We start from the raw sequence: 22,924 nt of genomic DNA on the forward strand, positions 1-22,924 counted from the left end.
AAGTAAGAAATTCCCCGGTATAAATAACGAAGCTATCCAATAAGCGGGAAAACAAGGTAAAACACAGTCCCTGAACCCTTTGTGGTACGAAACCATATTTTCCCTCCAGCTGTCTCTACACCACGCTTTGCAATCGCCAGGCCCAATCCAGAACCCTCTGTTTTGGTACTGAAGTTAGGCAAGAAAACTTTCGCTTTCAACTCTTCGTCGATTCCCTTGCCATTGTCCCGAATCGCCAATTGTATCGTGCCTTCCTCTTGGCAACTGAGCCGAATCGAAATGCGTGGTTTTGTCCCTTCGGGAACGGCTTGGATACCGTTAATGATGAGGTTGGAGATGACCCGCCCATAAAGCTTCTCATCACCCATGATCCTGGCGGAACTGCCTTCCGCTGTGGCATCTTCAAAATTCAGTTCTACATCTTCCCGGTTGGAAAAGAGGGAAACGCATTCGTTGACCACTGCACGAAAATCAAGTTCCTGATTTTTGGGGAGCGGCATTTTCGCAAAGGTGGAAAAAGAGCTGGCAATGTCGCTGAGCGTATCCACCTGATGAATGATGGACAAAATGGGCCTTTCCAGCGCGTCGGCCTGATCCAGCTTATTTTCTGCTTTCAGCCGCAGCAGGTGCTGCAAGGTCAGTTTCATTGGGGTAAGCGGATTCTTAATTTCGTGTGCCACCTGCTTGGCCATTTCCCGCCAGGCAGACTCCTTTTCGTTGGAGGCCAGTACTTTTTTGCTGGCCTCTAGTTTGAACAACATGTTGTTGTACTCGTTGACAAGCATGCCTATCTCGTCCCTGGAGGGCCATACCATGTATTCGTTGTTCTCCAGATTGGTGTTTTTCAGCTTTTGTGTTAGCAACTTAAAGGGATGGGTCAGGTGGGTAGAGACAAAATAGGAAATGACCAAAAATATCAGGAACATCACCACAAATATCACGAGAATGTTGCTGAACACCTCCGTTATCATTGCATTCAATTCTTCCTCTGCTTCAAAAAAGGGAATAGCGATGATCGCCTGTAGCTGTTGGCTTTCACCGTTCTTCAAGGCGAGATAAACCGTTTTAAATTCCATGTTTCCGACCCGCTCGGGCTGCAAAAGGCGATTTTCCCGGGATTCGATGATCGAGGCATAGGCCCGGGGATGCAGGTAGTTTGTCAGGATTTTCTTGTCGAAAATCGCCGGCTGATTGGTGGCCAGCAGCAGTCCGTCGGGTAGGTATACATTGATGTCCGCGTCCGTAGCATTGGAAAGCGCATAGAGTTCGTTGTTGATGTCATCGGTATTCATCCCACTGAATTGATTTCCCCCTAAATTGCGGTTAAGATTTTCGCGAATGATATCGGCTTTTTGAAAATACTGACGGTGCAGGTCCATCATGTAGGAATGGCTCAAAAAGCCCACGGCTATGATGCTGATGATCAACATGGGAAAGAAAAAGGCGAAATTCAGGTACAGTTGCAGTTTGGTGGCATAATTGAACCGCAGGCGATTCACCCCCGTCAGCGCCAAAAAGACCAAGATGGAAAACAAGGTAAAAACCAGGTAGCTGACAAAGAAAAACGCGATATCCCCCAAAACATAATTCTCCGGGTATTGCGGAGACGTTACAACGATCAGCTTTTCGCCGAAAGGAAATCCAAGATGATGATGGCCGTCCTGAATAACGCCCGTGGTCATCAATACCGGATCGCTTAGAATTTCCTGTATCGCCGGGCTACGGTAACTGTAAACGCCTGAGCTGTATTCCAAATCACCCGACTCAAAAATCGCAAAATCAAAATCAGCCTGTATGTAATTTGACGCATATTGATTGTCCACCAAAAGTTTTGGAAACGCTTTTCCAGACTCCAGACGCTGCTGATTCAGTTCAATCACGATGGTAGCCAGGAGATTCTGTTCTTTTTGGAGCTTAATGAATGCCACCAGTCTGTTTCCTGTATTTGTTTCGGTGGTTTTGACATGATAAAGGTTGTACACCTGAGTGGCATAATCGCTATTCATGTACTTTCGCTTGTATTCGTCCAGGCTCTGCCTGTCTTTACCGCCCAGGATCAATTTGCCCGATGGGTTATATATTGAAATGTCCTGGCTGTACTGATCAAAATACCCGGAAAGGTAAATTTTTCGTAGTTTTCTTTCAATGGGTTCTTTAGACAAGAGCGGGTCTGCCAATCGATTGATAATGAATAGGTCTCCTTGAATGCGATCAATGATCTCCTCCAACAAAAACTCCCCCATTACGTCCCTATCCAGCATGATCCGATTGGCAAATTTCTCTTTGGAGCGGATTACTTCGCTACGATTGTGTTGATAAGAAGCTGCGCCAGTGATAACCGCGCCTACCAGGCAGGCAAAAAAGAAAGTCAAAAAGGTATTGAATTCCAGTTTAAATAGCTTGTTATATAATTTAAAAGTGACAATCCCGACCAGCAATACCAGGTGTGACAAAAACACCAGCATCCATACAAAGTCGACAAAAAACAGTAGTAGGACCAGGGGTAGTGAGATCAACAACAGTACTTTAAGCGGGTAAACAACCTGATCCGTTCGCTTGTAAAGCACCATGTTCAAGCCAATAATCGAAAACAACAAATAGGCTGCCCCACCCAAAAACACAACCAGCAGACTGATTGCTTTCAGGTAATCGAAGGTTGGAATCGAGGCAATGTTCAGGTTCCATTGCGCATTTTCGACAATGTTTAGGTAAAGAAAGTAAAACAAAAACATCAAAACCGTCGACAGCAGAAAAGCAGCGGCCAATTGGATTCCGTATCCGTAGCTTTTTCTAAATTGAATAAAGCGAATCAGCAGTCGCTTGCTTCCAAAAATCGCAATGACCATGCTCGACACCACCAGGTAACACAAAACGTTAAGCAACAAATCGCCCAGGCTGGGATTGATCTGGGAGGAGGCATAAAGGCTCGGGTCGAAGATCCCAACCTGAAAAAAATCATTGGGAAAACCAAACAAAAGCATCAATAACCGGATACAAGAAACTATCAAAAATGTATACACGGTCGCCTGGAATCGTCTCCCTCTGTTCCAAAGGGTATGTACAAAATCCCCCCCTAAGATCAGGACCAGTCCGAGTAGCGAAAAGAAGAAAACCAGCAAGGTATGGTTAAAGGATTGCCCCACCGGAGCATATCCTACCCGGTAAAAAACGGAAAAAAGGTATTCCGTCCCCAAGCTGACATCCTCGAAACCTTCTTTGGGTGCATTGGATAAGACAAATCGGTCGTTTCCAAAAACATCTTCGTTAAACCCGTTGATGAGGTAGTCGTTTTCTATACCTATCTTGCTCACAAGCGGATAGACCTGAAGCAACCAAAACTCAGAATCGTTCCGGTCCAACCTTCTCAGTTTTGTGAAATAAACCCCTCGATCGTTTTCCAATAATTGGTACCTCCTGGATAGGGAAAGACTTTCGAGACCTGGCACCATCTCCACATCCGACCAATACTGCAATGCTCCTTCGCTGGAAAAAAGATAGAAAGGGTGTCGGCTGGCAATATTCAGGGAGCGAAACGAAGGCGTCTGATCGGGGCGGTTGATCATCAGGATTTCAATAAAATCCTCGTCGAAATCCGCATCCACTTCGGCCATTTTATGCTCCAGATGGCTGAGATATGCTTCTACTGCTTGCCCACGGTCGTTTCCAATAAAAAAGTTTACCGATAACACCATCCCTAGCATGAGAATGGATACGATGAGTATGAGTCTTCTTTTCTTTAGCATTGTCGTAGGGGCAATCTATCAAGCTAGAAGCTACCAAGCAAAATCCGTTCTAACTTTGCTAAAAATGGAACGTGGAACAAGAAAACCGGGGCGAGATACCTACTAAAAATCTACCGGTAGGAACGAAAGGATAGGCTTTTCTTGCGCTTTGCTTTTTTATACCAAAAATACCCAATAATGGACAGCAGTAGGTAGGGCGCCAGGAACAGATACAGGATCCCCACATTTAATCCGGCGCCCACGGTGGTATCGCCGTTGCTTACGTTATTTTCGATGGTCGCACGGCACATGGCACACTGCGCTGCAAGTTGCTGGAAACTTAGCACCACAAGTACCAGCCCTGCTATCAGGTATTTTACAGAATTTTTCATCTATGTAACAAACAGTATCTAGCCTAACAAAGTTCTCGCCTCTACATCAAACACCTCAATGCAGGTAATAGGGGCTAATCATCCAGTAAACGATGACCCCGGTCACCGTTACGTACAGCCAAATCGGAAACGCATATTTCACCACCTTCCGGTGTCGGGTATATTGCCCGGTATATCCGTAATAATAGGCCCACAGGATTGGAAAAAGCGCCACCGCTGCCAAAATGATATGCGTGATCAGGAGAAAATAATACAGGCCTCGGATCCAACCCTCTCCGCCAAACGATGTACTCTCCGCTGACGCATGGTAGAGCACATAACTAACCAAAAACAGTGCTCCCAGCACAAAAGCCGTTGTCATGGAGGCCTTGTGCCAGGCAATCCTGCCTTGCTTGATAAACACTACGCCAAGCACCAATGCCACGGTAGCTGCGGAATTTATCACGGCATTCAAATGTGGTAAAAAGTAGACCCAGGCCAGACCCGTATCCATCTTGGAAGGCATAAAAAGCAGCACAGCCACCACGAGCGGTACCAGCACGGAGATCAGGGTAATCCAGCCCAGCATGGATTTTTCATTGCGCTCTATTTCAATTTTATTCTCCATTGTATAACAAGATTTTGGTTTCAAGTATCAATTGATCCACACTTTCTCTTTCCGTACCGCTGTAATACCCCCTAATTCTGCCCAGCTCGTCTACCAAAACAAATTTATCGCTATGGATAAAATCCTCCGGTACCGACGCTCCATCGATGGTGGGAAGTACAAAACCGCACCTGGCCAACTCGTAAATACGGTCTTTGTCCCCGGTAAGGAAAAACCATTTGTCCTTTTCCGCACGGTGCCTTTCCGCATACTCAGCGAGGATTTGGGGCGTGTCGTAGGTAGGGTCAATGCTCACGGAAAACAACTGCACCTGCTTTTCGCCTCGAAAGGCGTCTTGCACCCGCTCCATCTCCGAAGACATTACAGGACAGATACTGGGGCAACTTGTAAAGAAAAAATCAACGATGGTAACTTTTCCCTTCATTTCCTCCCGTCCTATTTCCCGGTTATATTGATCCACCAACAAAAAATCCGGGATATAGTGCTGCTCGGTACTTCCCCCGTAATCGCATTGCTGGTACGGGTCTTCTACACCTTGCTCGTACAAGATAGGTATGGTATATTCATTGGAAGTAAATCCCCTGAAAAAAAGAATTATAAGCACAGGGATCATCAACACACAGATCAGCACCAAAACCTGAAGAAAGCGTAACATTTTCATATAGTTTCATAACAAAAAAAATGGTTGAAGATTCCACTTCAACCATTCATTGATTTACATTTTTTATCCGGTACTTACCAACGCATCAAAAAGATGTCCGAACCTTCCTTGAAAAGGGCAATTATCAACCAAATCAAAAAGATAAGCGGAACAATGATGGAATAAAATAGCGGTTTAGCCTCCTCACCCAAGTGCATGAACTCCATCATGATGTATTTGGCCTTCACGATGGTCAACACGATGAAAATGATGTATAACAACATTCCGCGTTCCATGGTAAATGCCAGCAAAAATTCCACGGCAGTCACTACCAAAAGGATAAGCGCCGTCATCCATATTTTCTTAATCTTTGCCGAGTCTCTTGGGATGACTTCCAACCCGTTTTTACTTTCTTGTGCCATAATTCAACGATACGATTAATGTTCTAAATCAAGTAGAAAAAGGTAAATACAAACACCCAGACAAGGTCCACAAAATGCCAGTACAGACCGATTTTTTCAATCATTTCATAATGCCCACGCTCTTCGTACACGCCAACCGCTGCCTGATAAAAAGCAAGAAACAAAAGAAATACGCCGATCGTTACGTGAAAACCATGAAACCCGGTGATAAAGAAAAACAACTGTGCGAACGGTGCAGGTCCGTACTCATTGACCAGCAGGTTCGCCCCATACACCGTCTCGTTGACTACATTGCCAAGTGAGGTTACGTACGTAAGCATGGCTCCCTCGTCGGTCCCGTGAATAAAGTGCGTCCATTCCCAGGCCTGACAGCTAAGAAATGTCATTCCACCGAGCAAGGTCCAAAGCATCCATTTCACCACATCCTTTTTATCGTTCCGATGACCGGCTTCTACCGCCAACACCATCGTAACCGAGCTAAGGATCAAGATGAAAGTCATCAAACCGACGAAAACCAGCGGAAAATGCCCCCCATGTACGAAGGGGATCGCATCGAATATCATCTCCGGTATGGGCCAGTATTCGTTGGAACTCACAAAATCGGCGACCTCGCCCTCATAGGCAGGATAACTCACCCGAATTGCCCCGTAGGTAATCAGAAACGCAGTGAAGGTAAAAATATCGGACAAAAGGAAAAACCACATCATCAGCTTGCCATAGCTTGCTTTCAGCGGCTCGTTTCCTCCACCCCATACGCCTCTTTTGGATTGGATTTCAATAGCAGTCGAAGACATAATCTATAAATTAACTTAAATTTTAATGATTTAGAAGCAAAAACATAAACAGATACAACCACAACCCTCCCAGAAAGTGCCAATACGTCACGCACATTTCCATCTGGGGCATGTTTTGGGAATGGATCTTATTTCCTAGTGACGAAATTAATACAATAATTAGAAAAATCACACCACTGACCAAATGTAATCCATGCAAACCTGTAAAAACATACATGAACGAGCCCGCCGGATTCCCTACAAAATAAACATCCTGCTCCACTAGCGCGATCCAACTGTACCATTGCCCTACTAAAAACGAAAGTCCCAGCAAGGTGGTAACGATTAATCCAAGTTTTAGCGAGTTGAAATCGTCCCTCTTCGCCGCCAGATAGGACCAATGAATGCTCAAGCTACTAAGCACAATGATTCCTGAATTGTACCAAAACACATCCGGTAGATCAAACTCCAGCCAATTGCCCTCCGACTGACGCACAATGTAAGCACTAGTCATTCCTGCAAATACCATTACCACACTTACAATAAAAAGCCACAAGGCAAATTTCTTGGGATGCATGGATAATGGCTGCTCCGCACCTTCTACAAACGCTAATTTCTCTTCCATCTTTACTAAATTTTATCCAATAAATAAGCGATTTGTACGATTGGTAAATACAGAAAGGAACCAAACATGATCTTCAATGCAGATTTTCGCGAACAATCCCTCATTAGGGAAAACGTTTGGGCCAAAAACAACACCCCACAGATCGTCGCAACAATCCCGGAGTTTAAGCCAGTAAAACCAAAATAGGTAGGCAACAACCCCAGTGGAAGCAAAAACAAGGTATATACCATGATCTGAATGGCCGTATTCAGGTCCTTTTGTCCACCCGAAGGCAGCAATTTAAAGCCTGCTTTTTTGTAATCCTCATCGCTCACCCAGGCAATGGCCCAAAAATGTGGAAATTGCCAGATAAACTGTATTCCAAATATGATAAGCGCTTCGTAAGAAATACCGCCCGTGGCCGCAGTCCAGCCCAATAGAGGTGGCATGGCTCCAGGCACTGCGCCTACCAGCACCGCAATAGGTCCTACCCTCTTTAAGGGAGTGTAGACAAATACATACAATATCATGCTCAAAACACCCAGACCTGTCGTGAGCCAATTGGTAAAATAAGCCAACAACAGTATTCCTACCACCGCCGCGAGTATAGTGAACCAATATGCTTCCCTAACAGAAATTAGCTGAAGCGGAAGCGGACGATTCTGCGTTCGCTTCATCAATTTATCGTATTCCCGCTCCATGATCTCATTGGCAGCACCAGATGCGCCGCTTATCAAAAACCCACCGGCGATCAGCCCAACAAAAGTAGTCCAGGAAAATACCTGCCCGGAATGACCCAATATAAACCCGAACACTGCAGAAAAAGTCACGAGTGCTGACAGCCGTACCTTTAGCAGATCCATATAGGCCCGAAAGCGAACCCTCCAGGCATCAATTACCAATTTTTCCGATACATCTAATGTACTCATACCAAAACATTCTTTTTAGGTTGGGTGGATACCACACCCATTTCCAGCCAAAGGTAATATTGAAATCCTATAATCAGAGACCCCAGCAATAGATGCAGGGGTTGAACAAACGCGGGAATGCCCAAGTAGGCCATTACCACCCCTGAAACCACCACCGTGAACATCAAACCCACCAGCCACTTAAACCGGCCTACCAGCCCTCTATCCCAAGTGCCCAAACGAACCATTCGAAAGAGCAGATAGGCGTGCATGCCAATCAATACCAGCGAGAAAGATCGGTGCACATAAAAGCTGAGGCCTAACTGCGAAATCCACAGAGAACGATTTTGGTATTCCAACTGCGAGGCAATTAGATCGATTTGTTCCCGCACTTGCGTTCCCAAAACCACCTGGACAAACATCAACAGAATTCCTACGCCAAGCCAAATGCGCACCCGGACACGTTCACCCGGATCCACCGAACTTTCATTGCTAAAATCACCATCCGCGACCAAGCTCCCTGATCGATGGTAAATGTACAAAAGCAAGCATACCAATAACAGCGCTACGATCATATGTACACTGATCATCCATTGCAACAGGTTTGTTGAAACCACAATGGATCCCAGCCACCCTTGAAAGACAACCAGGACCAGGGACAGAAAAGAAAGGAGCGTTAGTGTAAAATCAATTTTTCGTAGCCGAAGGGAATGAAGAAAGGTAAGGACGATCAAGAAGCCGATAACCACGCCGATTACCCGATTGATGTACTCGATCCAGGTCTTAGTGGCATTAAACGGTTCATAAGTGAGGATGGACTCGTCTTCATCAATTTGCCTGGCAAGGGTGGTAAAGCCCAGCCCTGACAACAAGGCCACAAACCGCTCGTTCTTAGCTACCCGTTGATCAACATAAATTGAGGCATAATCTTCAGGCAACTGGTCCTCGGAAGTGGGGGGCACCCAACGACCAAAACAAGTCGGCCAATCAGGACAACCCATTCCAGCCCCGGTACTCCGCACAATACCTCCGACCAAAATAAGAAAGAAAACAGCAACCGTCGTTGTCAAACTGATGCGACGGAAGCTGCGTATTCGTTTACGATTCTTTTGATTCATCGGCTACCAAAACGTCACCCTCCTCGGCCATAATCTCCTTCTCTAACTGCACCAGCTTGTTTTCGTGGGGAAGGTTTGACTCAGGAGTAGCAGAGAGAGGAACGGTTTGTGGAATGAAATCATCCTTGGCCCCCGGCTTGCTATAATCATACGGCCATCTGTAAACCGCCGGGATTTCCCCGGGCCAGTTTCCATGACCTGGATGGATCGGTGTGGTCCATTCCAAGGTATTCGATTGCCAAGGGTTGGCGCTTGCCTTTCTACCTCTATACATGCTGTAGAAGAAGTTGAAAACAAATATCATCTGCGCACCGAAGGTCACAATCGCAGCAATCGACACAAACATATTCAAGTCCGTATACATGTCCGAAAACGAGTAGTTTGTCCAGCTATAGTACCTCCTTGGAAAACCAGCGATACCAATGTAGTGCATGGGGAAGAATACCATGTAAACCCCCACGAAAGTCAACCAAAAATGCACGTGGCCTAGTTTTTCGTCCATCATCCGCCCAAACATTTTAGGGAACCAATGGTAGATACCCGCCATCATCCCAAAGAAGGATGCGGACCCCATCACGAGGTGAAAGTGCGCCACCACAAAGTACGTATCGTGTAACTGGATATCAATAGCCGAGTTCCCTAGGAAAATACCCGTAAGACCACCCGATATAAAGAAGGAAACCAGTCCGATGGAAAACAACATACCCGGTGTAAACCGGAGATTTCCTCTCCATAATGTGGTCAGGTAATTAAATACCTTTACTGCCGATGGGACGGCAATAATTAAGGTAAGGAACATGAAGATGGAACCCAAAAATGGGTTCAGTCCCGAAACGAACATGTGGTGCGCCCAAACGACAAACGAAAGGATCGTGATTCCCAGCATGGAGATAATCATGGCCTTGTAACCAAATATCGGCTTTCTGGAATTGGTAGCAATAATCTCTGAGGTAATTCCCAAAGCCGGCAAAAGCACGATATACACTTCAGGATGCCCTAGGAACCAAAACAAGTGCTGGTACAAAACGGCACTACCACCCGTGTTGGGCAAAGCTTCACCACCAATGTAGATGTCAGACAAGTAAAAACTCGTCCCAAAACTTCGGTCGAATACCAATAGCAATGCAGCGGAGAAAAGTACCGGAAACGAAAGCAGGCCGATCACCGCAGTAAGGAAAAACGCCCAAATGGTAAGCGGCAATCGAGAGAAAGACATTCCCTTTGTTCGTAAATTAATTACCGTAGTGATATAATTGATCCCCCCTAGCAAGGAAGAAGCAATAAAGAACGTCATCGCGATCAGCCAAAGTGTCATTCCCAAACCCGATCCCGGGATTGCCTGCTCCAGTGCAGACAAAGGCGGATAAACCACCCAACCTCCTGCAGCAGGCCCTTTCTCAAGGAAAAGGGATGCAAACATGATTACCCCCGAAATAAAGAAAAACCAGTAGGAAAGCATATTCATGAACCCTGACGCCATATCCCTCGCTCCTATTTGCAAAGGAATAAGGAAGTTGGAAAACGTACCGCTCAAACCGGCCGTTAACACGAAGAACACCATGATTGTACCGTGCATGGTGACCAATGCCAGGTAAAAGTTTGGGTCTAATTTTCCACTGGCATCAATCCATCCGCCCAAAAGCGGGCGTAAAAAGGAAAGGTCCATCTCAGGGAAACCTAATTGCAACCTGAATAGCACCGACAAAAACCCTCCAATGAACGCCCAAAACATCCCTGAAATCAGGTATTGCTTGGCAATCATTTTATGGTCAGTGGAAAATATGTACTTCGTGATGAAGTTATCTTTGTGCTCATGGTCATGATGGTCATGATGTGAGACATCATGCGCTGAAACGTTTGCTACTGCCATGTTATACGTAGTTTATCAATGTGTATTATTCTTCGTTAATGTAAATATCCGCCAACTCCTTCAAATCAGCTGGGAGATCTGCAACCAGCTCTGGGTTGCTTTTTATAAATGGCTTCTGCTCGGCCATCCACTTGCGGTATTCGTCCGGCTCGACGACGGTGATTGTTTTCCTCATCGAAAAATGACCACTGCCGCAAACCTCCGTACAAGCGATCTCGTACTCAAACTCTTCGTCACCTAACTCTGCCCGCATTTCGGCGGTTGTTTTATTCGGAACGAACCAAAAACGCGTCGGCATCCCGGGAACGGCGTCCATTTTTAACCGCATATGAGGTGCAAAAACCGAATGTAACACATCTCGCGCCCGTATCTTGAACAAAACAGGCTCGCCTTTAGGGATTACCACATTTTGCGCAGGAAAGTCGTCGAAGGAATTCTTATCGGTAAAATCAATACCCCTGGAATTCATCGCCGTAGTCAACCGATAATCATAGTCCCCCAGCTGGTTGTCAGCCCCGGGGTAACGAATATCCCAGGCAAACTGATACCCCATGATCTCCACTACGTGAGCATCTTCCGGTGCGGGACCGGTGATATCTGACCAAGCTTTCCAACCGGAAATAACCAGGATGGCCAACACCACTGCCGGCACCAAGGTCCAGATAATCTCCAATTTGTTATTATCCGGATAATAGGAGGCCCGCTTATTTTCTTTGTATTGGTAGTGATAACTAAACCAAAACAGCAGAATATGGGTAAGAATAAAGATGAAGCCGGTAACGGCCATGGTGATCCAAAACAACCGATCCGTTACAATACCGTGTTCGGAGCCAATAGGCAATTGGTAGTTTTCAAATTCCTTGATAGAATACCAAAACATCAGCCCCCCCGCTCCAATGAGAAAAACCATAAAGAGCGCTGCATTCACCTTATTGCTAGTAGTCGCTATTTTCTTATCGGAACCCTTGGCTACCGAAATCAGGGTCTGAATCCTGTAGACCATCCAGATGACCAGGATCAGAAGTAATACACCGATTGAAATAAGAAGTCCGTACATAATTTATAACTGTTTCGGAATGTAATTAAATGTGATGATGATAACTTTCTTCCAGCATGGGATGGTTTTTGGCGATCAGGTTGTGCTTGGAAAGATTCGTCAGCGCCACGAAAGCGAAGGCAGAACCATACACCAGCAACATTCCCAACTCCATCAGCCCAAGACCGCCGTTATGTCCGAGTGTTCCCGGCTGAACCATCAGAAAGAAATCAATCCAATGTCCAAGTAGGATAAGCGTACACACCAGTTTCAAGAAGATGTTGTGCCGTTTAGCATCTCTTGTCATAAGAACAAGAAAGGGTAAAGCAAAGTTTAACACAATGTTTACAAATATATACGGTCCATACACGTCGCTGGAAAGCCTTTCAATAAAGTACACGGACTCCTCCGGTATATTCGCGTAGTAAATCAATAGAAACTGAGAAAACCAGATATAGGTCCAGAAGATTGAAAATGCGAAGACGAATTTACCCAGGTCATGAATGTGGTTTTGGTTGACCATTTCCAAGTATCCCTGGTCCTTCAGGAAGATAGTGACCAGTGTTATGGCGGACAAGCCTGCAACGAACCAAGAGGCAAAAACATACCAACCAAACAAGGTAGAGAACCAGTGGGTGTCAATCGACATGACCCAATCCCAGGCGCTGATGGAGGAAGAAACTGCAAAGAAAACCAAGAAGATGGCGGACCATTTTCGAATGGTATACCAATACGAAGTACCGCCCTGCAGGTCTTCCTCGTAAGACAAGGACCTCAATTTATTAAAGAAAAACACCCAGAAACCAAAAAACAGCACCATGCGCACAATGTAAAAGATGGGAAAGCTACCTTTTGCCATCGGCCAGTAAAAGAAACTTCCTTTTCCATCAATAATGCGGTCGTATGCCGGGTCGGCCTTGTCAAAAACATAGCTGTGCGTCCAATGGAACAGGTCGTGGTTGGCTATAAAAAAGGTGGCTAACATTAGAACAGCCGCGATCGGCAACCAATACCCGAAAGAAATCATTATACGAAGGAGGGCTGCCGACCAGCCTGCTTGTGCCGCATATTGAATGGCAAAGAAAAAAACGCCAATAATGGCTATTCCTGTAAAATACACATTATTGATCCATAGATTGGCAAAGAGACGCTGCGTCCAGTGAAACGCATGTCCTTCCCCTTCGCCCCCTCCGTGGCCACCTCCGAGGGCTGCGGAAAGAATCCCGATCGCCAGTAGCACGGCACCAATGCCACCCAGAATGAAAATTACTTTCTTTACCGAATCGGTAAAATCAAATTTCTGATCCAAATTATAGTTGTTTGCCTGTGCCATTATTGCTTCTGAATTTCTTGTTTAACATAGTGTACGATCTTCCACCTTCTGTCAGCAGTAATCTGCGAACCATGTGCACCCATCCTACCTTTGCCGTGTGTAATCACGTGAAAAATATGCCCTTCCGGTAGATTGATATAGGCTCCTCCTTTCAAATTGGCAACACCTCCGATCACTTCTCCAACTTTTCCGTCACCTTCTCCTCCGGTGCCATGGCAGGCAGAACAATACTGCACGTACAATTCTTTTCCTTCGGCTAGCACCTGATCGTTAAATTCAATGGGATTTTCTACCAACGCAGCGCCTTCCAGATCGGCCACCCGTAATCGATAGGGAAGCATTCCCTGCGGATTCCTCGGTACGGTATTTGGGACCGGCTTACGCATATTCATGGCATGAGGATTATTCGGGTTACTGTTGTAAAACTCACCCTTTTCGTCCTCTCGGTTAGAAAGCCACATGCCCTCTTCTTCATTCCGAATCTGACTCAACGGCTCGTAAGGAACGGAATGGTACATTTGAGGAGCGTATTCTGTACCCGGATAGTCTCCTTCCGCACTACAGGAAACCATTCCAAGTGCGATACCAAGCACTGCCAGGCTATATATGGATGTTACTCGTTTCATTTGATAGCGATTACTTAGTCAAAACTTTTACTATTCACCTCCGTAGCCCCGAAATTCTTCAGGGCATCCTTGATTTTTTCCAAATCTACGGAAGCATTGGTGGCGATATCGATGGCCATGATATGCTTATCATCGGTACTTCTCAGGTCAAAGATACGTGGCTGACCCCAGGGCTTAAGGTTACTGCTGATCATGAATACCCCCACCATTCCAAACGCTGCAAGCAATACGGTTAGCTCAAAGGTAACAGGAATAAAATCAGGAAAGGCCGCGTGATCCTTCCCACCGATGATCATGGGCCAATCAAATTTCATCATGTAAAACTGCATGGTAAGCGCCAGCGTTGTACCCAATAGCCCAAACAAGAAAGCGGCTATGGGAAGCCGGCTTCTTCGGTACCCCAACTCTTCATCCAGTCCATGTACCGGATAGGGAGAAAAAACTTCGTGAATCCGGATTCCGGTTGCACGCACCTCTTTTACGGCATTCAGCAGAATGTCTTCATCATCAAAGACCCCTAGAATAAAATGCTTGTCTCTTTCCATGATTAGTTAAGTTTTTTTTCAGATGAAGATTTCAAGACTGACTTTACCTCCGCCATGTTGATCACCGGGAAAAACTTGGCAAACAATAAAAACGCAGTAAAAAAGAACCCGAACGTAAACAGGTAAACCCCTACGTCGGTAATCGTTGGATAAAACATGACCCAGGATGAAGGAAGGAAATCGCGGTGCAGCGAGGTGACGATGATCACAAAACGCTCAAACCACATCCCAATATTCACAACCAGGGAAAGGATAAATGTGGCCACAATGGAAGTCCGGATCTTTTTGAACCAGAAAAGCTGCGGAGAAATCACATTACAGGTCATCATGGACCAGTACGCCCACCAATAAGGGCCAAACATCCTGTTTACAAACGCATACTGTTCGGCAGCCACGCCAGAATACCAGGCGATAAAGAATTCCGTGATGTAGGCAATACCCACAATGGACCCGGTAATGATGATGACAATATTCATCAATTCGATGTGGCCAATGGTAATGTAATCCTCCAATTTGAATACTTTACGGGTAACAATCATCAGGGTGAGTACCATGGCAAATCCTGAAAAAATCGCTCCCGCCACAAAATACGGAGGGAAAATGGTCGTGTGCCATCCGGGAATGACCGAGGTGGCAAAGTCAAAGGATACAATCGTATGTACCGAAAGCACCAGAGGGGTTGCCAAACCGGCCAGGATCAGAGAGACACTTTCGTACCGCATCCAGGTACTGGCCGCCCCGTCCCATCCAAAACTCAAGGCTCCATAGATCGTCTTACGCAGGCCCGTAGCCCGGTCCCTGATCGTGGCAAAATCCGGAATCAACCCGATGTACCAGAAAACCAGTGAAACAGAAAAATAGGTAGAAATCGCAAACACGTCCCAAAGCAGGGGAGAATTGAAGTTTACCCATAAGGATCCATAGGTATTGGGAAGTGGCAAGGCCCAAATGGCGCCTATCCAGGGCCTCCCCATGTGGATCAGTGGAAACAGCGCCGCACAGATAACCGCAAAAATGGTCATGGCTTCTGCCGCCCTATTGATTGATGTCCTCCATTTCTGTCTGAACAAGAGCAAAACCGCAGAAATAAGGGTCCCTGCGTGGCCGATACCCACCCACCAAACAAAGTTGGTGATGTCCCAGGCCCAGCCAACGGTCTTGTTAAGCCCCCACATGCCAATGCCTTCCCAAAGGGTAGCTACCAGGGCCAAGCTGCCTATTAAAAGCGCACCTAAAGACACCGCCAATCCAAGCAACCAACCTACGGTGGGCTTTCCTTCGACCTGCCTGGCAATATCATTGGTAACGTCCTTGTATGTCTTACCGCCGGTGACCAGCGGATCGCGTACGGGTGAAGTAACCTGCATAGTTTATCGTTTTATTTTTAAGCTTCGTTTTTGTCCTTGTTTCTGATCTTGGTAAAATACCACACGTTCGGGCTCACATTGATTTCTTCCAATACGTGGTAGGCCCGCTCTTCATTGACCTCTTTGATGGCCTCCGTTGAATTCTCCTCAATCTTCAGCATGCGGGATACCTTTGATTCCGGATCGTTCATGTCACCAAAAACCAATGCTTCTGTAGGACAAGCCACCGCACAAGCCACATTGATATCTCCGTCCTTGATCTTCCGGTTTTCACGTTTGGCAGTCAATTTACCAGCCTGGATTCGTTGCACACACATGGAGCACTTTTCCATCACTCCTCTGGCTCTCACCGTAACGTCCGGATTCAAAACCATTTTTCCCAGATCATCGTTTTGGGCCGTATTCACACCTGCAAAATCCTTGTTGTCGTGGTACTTGAACCAGTTGAACCTTCTCACTTTATAGGGACAGTTATTCGCGCAATAGCGTGTACCAATGCAACGATTATAGGTCATTTGATTCAAGCCCTCAGAGCTGTGCGTCGTCGCCACAACCGGACATACCGTCTCGCAAGGCGCGTTGTTGCAATGCTGACACATCATGGGCTGGAAGGTTACTTCCGGATTGTCGGCGGCTTGTTCCAGTTCCTTGTTTGAACTGGCCGCTTCGGGCGAGCTGTAATACCGATCAATACGGATCCAAGCCATTTCCCGTCGATTGAGCACTTCCTGCTTCCCAACGACTGCTACGTTGTTTTCTACCTGACAAGCCACCGTACAAGCGGCACATCCGATACAGGAATTCATGTCAATAGCAAGTCCCCAGTGGTGTTGGCTGTATTTATGTCCGGACCAAAGTGAGATCTTGCTCGGCTTCAGAAACTCCCCGTCCTTGTAGATTTCCGGATGGTACCTTCCGGCGCTTGCATCCTCTTTGTATTCTCCCAAGGTCGCTTCTTGTATCACAAAATCCCGACCCATATAGGTCTGATGCGTCTGTGTCTGAGCGATTCGGTAAGCTTCTCCGCTAAGACTCACACTCACACCCTCCGTTAGATCGTAATCCACATACCCCTTGCTGCTGTTTAGCAGCGCGTAGGCATTTACACCCAGTCCGTCGGCCACTCTTCCTGCAGCGGTTCGTCCGTAGCCGAGTGCCAGTCCGAATGTTCCATCCGCCTGTCCGGGTTGCACCAATACCGGTACCGTAAATGAAATACCGTTGGCCGAAACTTGCGCCAACTGCGTAGCTCCCTCTTTCATCTGTAAGCCATTTTCATTGGCCCACTTTTGGGAAACAGTCAGGTAATTGTCCCATGTTGCTTTGGAAATCGGATCCGGCATTTCCTGCAACCAGGGGTTATTGGCAAATGCACCGGAACCAATGCCGGTTTTAACGTATACCGCCAATTCGGATCCGGAACCTTGCGCCTGATAGCTCTTGCTTATGGCCGCCGCTGCTGCCGCAATGTCCCCTACAGCAACTATCGCCGCTTCTTCACTGCCTTCCTGCTCCGGGGCCTGATACACACCATCGTGCAGGCATTTGTCCCAGAATGTCTGAAAATCAGAACCGTCTTCCAACCCTTCGTGCACTGCTTGCCATGCCTCGCGGATGAAATCGTAATAAGGGGTCGAATCCCCTGCCCATTTCAAAAAGCTTTCGGGGGCTTGCCGGGTAGCAAACAAGGGAGAGATGGTTGGCTGAGCCAGGCTATACATGCCTTTCTTTGGAAGGTAATCGTTCCAGGATTCCAGGTAGTGGTGATCGGGTGCCAGATACTGCACCAATGCCGCTGTTTCGTTTTTCACTTCAGCCGTGGAAACGGACACCTTCGCCTTGGCAATTCCCTCGGCCAGCGCTTGTCCGCCACCGAAATCGTATACGGGATTGCAATTGTAAAAAATAACCGCACCAACGCGACCGGCATTCAACTCGGTAATGAGTTGATTCATGCGCTGATCGTCCCCTTTTCGGAAATAAACCGGATGTTGAAAATCAACGGTTGTACCGGTATTACCCAATAATTCGTTGATGGCATGGATAATCACCTGCACGTTCGGATCGTTGGATCCGGAAACAACCAGGGTGTTGCCCCGATTGGCCCAAAGTTCATCGGCCGCTTTCGCCAGGTAGGGCAACTCTAGCGATGCACTTCCTGCACTTGCGGACCCGGCCTTTTTGGCAAGTAAATTGTACAGGGCCAATACGGCTAAACCGCTTTGGGAGGGGCTAATCGGTGTGCGGTAATCGGCATTTGCTCCGGTAAGGGATAAATTGGATTCAAATTGAAAATGCCGCGACATTTCCGGTTTATCTTTCGATATTTTTCTGCCTTTGCTGTATTGCCGGGCAAATTCGATGGGAGAAATCCAGCTACCCAAAAAGTCCGCACCGAAACTTACGATGACCTTCGCCCGATCAAAGTGGTAGGAAGGCAAAATTTTCGAGCCGTAATAGGTTTCACTGGCTCTCGTTATACCGTAATTGGAAATCGGATCGTAGGTGATCACTTCCACGTTGCCATAGCGTTCTGCGAACCGATCAATCGCCCGCTCTGTGCTTGGAGAGAGGATCGTATTGGCTACAATTTTGATGGATCCGGCTGCCGCCAGCTTGCCACCCAATTCGGCATCCAATGCACTCCATTCGACCGCTTGCCCGCTTATTTGCGGACCGGTCAGTCTGGCCTTGTCGTACAAGGAAAGAACCGAGGCCTCCACGATGGCATTTGTACCTCCTCCCGTAATGGGAGACAACGTATTGCCATCAATTTTTATGGGACGCCCTTCTCTGGTTTTTACTACAATGGACGCATAATCACCACCATTGGCAAAGGTAGAAGCATAGTAATTGGGAACGGAAGGGTTAACATCGACCGGCTTGTTCACGTAGGGAATGGCTTTTCTCACCGGTGCTTCGCAAGCTGCCAGGGAGGCTGCCGCCACGCTGAATCCCATCATTTTCAAAAAATCCCTTCGGGAAGACCCGCTGTCCTCAGCTTGTCCGCTTTTGGAAGTAAAACCCGGAAATTCCTGATCGGCATGTTTTACAAACTCGGGGTCGTTTGTCAACTGTTCTAAGCCTTTCCAATAGGTCTTTTTATTTTCTTTCATTGTAGATTAAAGAAAAGAATGTTCGTAAAGATTTAATAGTGACACTTTGCGCATTCCAGGCCACCAATGTCCTTGACCTTCAAGGCATCTTTTGATTCGGAATGCAACTGCACGAGTTTATCGTAATATTCGTTGCCTTGCGTCGTTATCTCCGTATTGCGGTGACAATCGATGCACCAGCCCATGGTGAGGGCACTGTGTTGGTACACCACCTCCATTTCCTCAATGGGACCGTGGCAGGTTTGACATTCCACCCCACCAACTGCCACGTGTTGGGAGTGATTAAAATAAGCCAAATCGGGCAGGTTGTGCACCCGCACCCACTCAATGGGCTGATCGTTATCTACTGCCGCGTAAATCTTGGCAATTTCCGGAGAAATACCTTCTTTTCCACCCACATTCTGAATGTGCATGTGGCAGTTCATACAAATATTGGCGGAGGGAATGTTGGCAGACTTGCCGATTTCCACGCCTGTGTGACAATATTGGCAGGGAATTTCGTACTGACCCGCATGGAGTTCGTGTGAATAGGCTATGGGTTGGGAAGGAGCGTATCCCTGCTGTACGCCAATCGTATACAATCCATCCACCGCCGTTTTAACCACAAAAGCCAATACGATGGTGGTCACAATCACGATAAACCCATCACTCTTTAATATGGAAAGATAATCGGTTTTTTGGTTGATAAACTCTTTGTCGTCTGCGTCCAGCTTGTCGCTGTTGTTCATGTATTTGGTAAGTACCGACACGATCAGGCCAAGCACCACCAGCACCAGAATCAGGACGATCACCAGTACGACGAGAATGATGGTCAGGTATTCGCTGGGAATGCCCCCTCCGGAACCGCCACCCGCCACGGCCCCTCCGGCTGCGGCGCCAGCGGCCGCTGCGGGATCGGGTTTATCACCGTATTCGATATAGGCCAGAAGATTCATCAAATCCTCATCGCTCAAAAAGTTATGCGCAGGCATCACTGCATTGTTGTATTCTTTGTAGAGTGCAACCGCCGTGGCGTCCCCGCTTTGGATCACTGCCTGGGAATTAAGTATAAACCGTTTGACCCAGTCCAATTCCCTTCGTTCGGTAACGCCTCGCAAGGCGGGACCGATTAATTTCTGATCCAGCCGGTGACAGGTCTTACAATTGGCGTTGAATATAGACTGACCCGCGGAAATAGCATCCTCGCTATCCGGTACTTCAGGGTTCACCGCATACCCCCTCAGCCCCGTAAAGAGGAAGAGAAGGACCATCAGGTGGAGTACGCGAAAGGAAACCCCTAATAATGAGCGTTTGATCGACATAGTTATGTATACTTTTTCAGATTATCTCACTGCAATTCAAATTCCCCACAAATGTACTACCCAACTTCTATTTTTCAAACTTGCCGTGAAGCGGGATATCTGATTGGTTTAAAATTGTAAAATGATTGTAATACTTTGTATTTCAACGTATTATAAAATAGGTTTTCGCCAAGCATTTAATTTAGAATTAATATAAATAAGGGTATTTGCACGTAATTTGCAAAATATAATTACCCCCGGAGTCAAAGAGGTGTTCTCGATCAAAATATTCGTAAAAAAAAGAGGCTTTCATTGAAAATAATATTTTTTGCCTGGTGCATTTGAATGGGGAGTAATTAATCCCTAAATTTGCGCTTCGATAAAAAAACCGGGTCGAGTGGCCGAGTGGCTAGGCAGAGGTCTGCAAAACCTTGTACAGCGGTTCGAATCCGCTCTCGACCTCCCCAAGCATCCCCAAACGGGATGCTTTTTTTGTTTCCCTTTCACGGGATTTGTTGACCCCTCCTACAGGCTGGCAGGGGCGAAAGCTTGCCAGGAAGGGCGGTACCATTCCCCTTCCACCCGAAGCGTTGTAGCAAAAAAAAACGCTAACCGTTACCGGAAAGCGCTTTTTTATAGCGATCGTTTGCCAAATTACTTTTTGGACTGATCCATCTTTTCCTTCAATGCAGACAGGGCATCCAAATCCCCCAATGTGGATTTTTCTGCTCCGGCACCGCTGTCGGATCCGCCCGTCTTTTTCTTGGCTCCCGTAGTGGCCTTTTTCGGCGAAGCTTTTGGCATTGCCTCCTCTTTGAAGGTAGCCGTGTGAGAAAGTACGATCCGCTTGTCGTCTTTGGAAAACTCGGTAACCCGGAAATCCAGGCTTTCACCCGCTTCCGCCTGCGTACCATCTTCTTTCTCGAGATTTTTGGCGGTCGCAAATCCTTCGAGCCCGTAGGGCAACTCCAGAACAGCGCCCTTATCGTTTTTAGAGATGATGGAGCACTTATGGGTTGATCCGATTGGAAACACACTCTCAAACGTATCCCAGGGGTTTTCCTCCAACTGCTTGTGGCCAAGAGCCAGTCTGCGGCTGTCCAGGTCCAACTCCAATACGATCACGTCCAATTCATCGCCCACCTTCACGAATTCGGAGGGGTGCTTGATTTTCTTGGTCCAGGATAGATCCGATACGTGCACCAGACCATCGATTCCCTCTTCCAGTTCGAGGAAAAGACCGAAATTGGTAAGGTTTCGTACGATCCCTTTGTGCTTGGTACCGATGGCGTATTTCTCGCCCATTTCTGCTTTTGGTCCACGGATCTTCGGTCAGCTGCTTGATGCCCAAAGACATCTTGCGCTCCTCCTTATCCATGGTCAATACCACGGCATCGATCTCGTCCCCTACTTTCACAAAGTCGGCAGGATTTCTCAGGTGTTGCGACCAGGACATTTCGGATACGTGAATCAGGCCTTCCACACCAGGAGCCAACTCAAGGAACGCTCCATAATCGGCCACGTTAACGATTTTGCCTTTCACCTTGGATCCAACTTCCAGACTGGCAGAAAGGGAATCCCATGGATGTGGCGTCAATTGCTTCATGCCCAGGGAAATTCGCTTCTTATCGTCGTCAAAGTCCAGTACCACGATCTGCACCTTATCATCCAGGTTAAGCACTTCTTCGGGATGATTGATGCGGCCCCAGGAAATATCGGTAATGTGGAGCAACCCGTCTACACCTCCCAAATCGATAAATACACCGAAATTGGTCATGTTTTTGATTACGCCTTCGAGTACCTGTCCTTTTTCCAGGTTGTTCAGAATTTCGGCTTTCTGCTTTTCCAGGTCTTTTTCAATCAACACTTTGTGAGAAACCACCACGTTATCGTTGGCATGGTTGATTTTCACCACTTTTACTTCCATCTTCTTACCCACGTAGATATCAAAATCGCGGATAGGTTTCACATCAATTTGCGATCCCGGAAGGAAAGCCTCCACCCCATAGATATCCACAATCAGTCCACCTTTGGTTCGGCGCTTCACCAAACCTTCGATCACATTGTCTTCTTCCAATGCCTCTTCGATGGTCTGCCAGGCTTTGACCATTTTTGCCTTCTTGCGGGATAGGACCAACTGCCCCAGCGAATTCTCCTGCTCCTCGATAAACAACTCCACCTCGTCTCCGATTTTAAGGTCTTCAAGGTCACGGAATTCATTCAAAGGCACCAGCCCGTCTGATTTAAAACCAATATTGATGATCACGTCCTTATCATTGATCCCCACTACCGTCCCGGTAATGACTTCCTTTTCGGTGATCTCAGTAAGGGTCTTGTCGTACAGCTTTTCCATCTCGGCTCTCTCCGCCTTGGTATAGCCTTCTCCAAAACCTTTGGTTTCGAATTTTTCCCAATTAAACTCTTCTTGATTTGACATATTAATAAATACAACCCTGATTTTCAACAGCCTTAGGGTCATCTGGCTGAGGTTTTATTTCGGATTTCCCCTCAAAAGGAGAACCGTTCACTCGAACGGATTGCAAATTTACGAATTATTTTACCAAT

General features: G+C 46.8%; 17 protein-coding genes, 1 tRNA gene and 1 pseudogene. 1 reads left to right on the top strand and 18 read right to left on the bottom strand.

Annotation, left to right across the window (positions count from 1 at the left end):
- Positions 1–32 precede the first annotated feature (32 nt).
- The 17 genes from ABWH99_RS23310 to ABWH99_RS23390 form a co-directional block, all read right to left on the bottom strand.
- Positions 33–3,743 carry a PAS domain-containing sensor histidine kinase gene (locus tag ABWH99_RS23310; protein WP_375584171.1) on the bottom strand — a complete coding sequence of 1,237 codons (3,711 nt, stop codon included), beginning with the start codon at positions 3,741–3,743 and terminating at the stop codon, positions 33–35.
- A gap of 110 nt (positions 3,744–3,853) precedes the next feature.
- Positions 3,854–4,114 (bottom strand): hypothetical protein, encoded by a 261-nt coding sequence (locus ABWH99_RS23315; protein WP_375584172.1) that lies wholly within the window; start codon positions 4,112–4,114, stop codon positions 3,854–3,856.
- A 55-nt stretch (positions 4,115–4,169) separates the two neighbouring features.
- Positions 4,170–4,721, bottom strand: a complete 552-nt coding sequence (locus ABWH99_RS23320; protein WP_375584173.1) for a DUF420 domain-containing protein — start codon at positions 4,719–4,721, stop codon at positions 4,170–4,172.
- On the bottom strand, positions 4,711–5,382 hold the full coding sequence (locus ABWH99_RS23325; RefSeq protein WP_375584174.1) for an SCO family protein: 672 nt from the start codon (positions 5,380–5,382) through the stop codon (positions 4,711–4,713). The genes ABWH99_RS23320 and ABWH99_RS23325 overlap by 11 nt, the downstream gene beginning before the upstream one ends.
- A 74-nt stretch (positions 5,383–5,456) precedes the next feature.
- Positions 5,457–5,783, bottom strand: coding sequence for a cytochrome C oxidase subunit IV family protein (locus ABWH99_RS23330; RefSeq protein ID WP_092172201.1), 327 nt, complete (start codon positions 5,781–5,783; stop codon positions 5,457–5,459).
- 23 nt (positions 5,784–5,806) lie between these two features.
- On the bottom strand, positions 5,807–6,577 hold the full coding sequence (locus tag ABWH99_RS23335) for a cytochrome c oxidase subunit 3 (protein WP_375584175.1): 771 nt from the start codon (positions 6,575–6,577) through the stop codon (positions 5,807–5,809).
- A gap of 22 nt (positions 6,578–6,599) precedes the next feature.
- Positions 6,600–7,181: a heme-copper oxidase subunit III gene (locus tag ABWH99_RS23340; RefSeq protein WP_375584176.1), complete on the bottom strand. Its 582-nt coding sequence runs from the start codon at positions 7,179–7,181 to the stop codon at positions 6,600–6,602.
- 5 nt (positions 7,182–7,186) lie between these two features.
- On the bottom strand, positions 7,187–8,089 hold the full coding sequence (gene cyoE, locus ABWH99_RS23345; protein WP_375584177.1) for a heme o synthase: 903 nt from the start codon (positions 8,087–8,089) through the stop codon (positions 7,187–7,189).
- Entirely contained in the window at positions 8,086–9,186 is a 1,101-nt protein-coding gene (locus ABWH99_RS23350) for a heme A synthase (protein ID WP_375584178.1), read from the bottom strand. The genes cyoE and ABWH99_RS23350 overlap by 4 nt, the downstream gene beginning before the upstream one ends.
- Entirely contained in the window at positions 9,167–11,056 is a 1,890-nt protein-coding gene (locus ABWH99_RS23355; RefSeq protein ID WP_375584179.1) for a cbb3-type cytochrome c oxidase subunit I, read from the bottom strand. The genes ABWH99_RS23350 and ABWH99_RS23355 overlap by 20 nt, the downstream gene beginning before the upstream one ends.
- 25 nt (positions 11,057–11,081) lie before the next feature.
- Complete coding sequence (locus ABWH99_RS23360) at positions 11,082–12,113, bottom strand: cytochrome c oxidase subunit II (RefSeq protein ID WP_375584180.1); 1,032 nt, start codon at positions 12,111–12,113, stop codon at positions 11,082–11,084.
- 25 nt (positions 12,114–12,138) lie between these two features.
- The gene (locus ABWH99_RS23365; RefSeq protein WP_375584181.1) at positions 12,139–13,425 is read right to left on the bottom strand and encodes a quinol:cytochrome C oxidoreductase; all 1,287 of its coding nucleotides are present in this window, start codon (positions 13,423–13,425) and stop codon (positions 12,139–12,141) included.
- On the bottom strand, positions 13,425–14,051 hold the full coding sequence (locus ABWH99_RS23370) for a c-type cytochrome (protein ID WP_375584182.1): 627 nt from the start codon (positions 14,049–14,051) through the stop codon (positions 13,425–13,427). The genes ABWH99_RS23365 and ABWH99_RS23370 overlap by 1 nt, the downstream gene beginning before the upstream one ends.
- A gap of 14 nt (positions 14,052–14,065) precedes the next feature.
- Complete coding sequence (locus ABWH99_RS23375; protein ID WP_375584183.1) at positions 14,066–14,596, bottom strand: DUF3341 domain-containing protein; 531 nt, start codon at positions 14,594–14,596, stop codon at positions 14,066–14,068.
- 2 nt (positions 14,597–14,598) lie between these two features.
- Positions 14,599–15,963 carry an NrfD/PsrC family molybdoenzyme membrane anchor subunit gene (gene nrfD / locus ABWH99_RS23380; RefSeq protein WP_375584184.1) on the bottom strand — a complete coding sequence of 455 codons (1,365 nt, stop codon included), beginning with the start codon at positions 15,961–15,963 and terminating at the stop codon, positions 14,599–14,601.
- Positions 15,964–15,980: 17 nt separating this feature from the next.
- A complete protein-coding gene (locus ABWH99_RS23385; protein WP_375584185.1) occupies positions 15,981–19,079 on the bottom strand; it encodes a TAT-variant-translocated molybdopterin oxidoreductase in 3,099 nt (1,032 codons plus the stop codon).
- A 32-nt stretch (positions 19,080–19,111) separates the two neighbouring features.
- A complete protein-coding gene (locus ABWH99_RS23390) occupies positions 19,112–20,380 on the bottom strand; it encodes a c-type cytochrome (protein WP_375584186.1) in 1,269 nt (422 codons plus the stop codon).
- Positions 20,381–20,750: 370 nt separating this feature from the next.
- Here ABWH99_RS23390 and ABWH99_RS23395 point away from each other — a divergent pair.
- Positions 20,751–20,821, top strand: a tRNA-Cys gene (locus ABWH99_RS23395).
- 192 nt (positions 20,822–21,013) lie between these two features.
- Here the strand turns inward: ABWH99_RS23395 and rpsA are convergent.
- Positions 21,014–22,796 (bottom strand): annotated as a pseudogene (gene rpsA, locus ABWH99_RS23400) (30S ribosomal protein S1).
- Between the last annotated feature and the right edge of the window lie 128 nt (positions 22,797–22,924).

This window comes from Cyclobacterium xiamenense (assembly GCF_042140265.1).
In the GTDB taxonomy this organism is placed as follows: domain Bacteria; phylum Bacteroidota; class Bacteroidia; order Cytophagales; family Cyclobacteriaceae; genus Cyclobacterium; species Cyclobacterium xiamenense_A.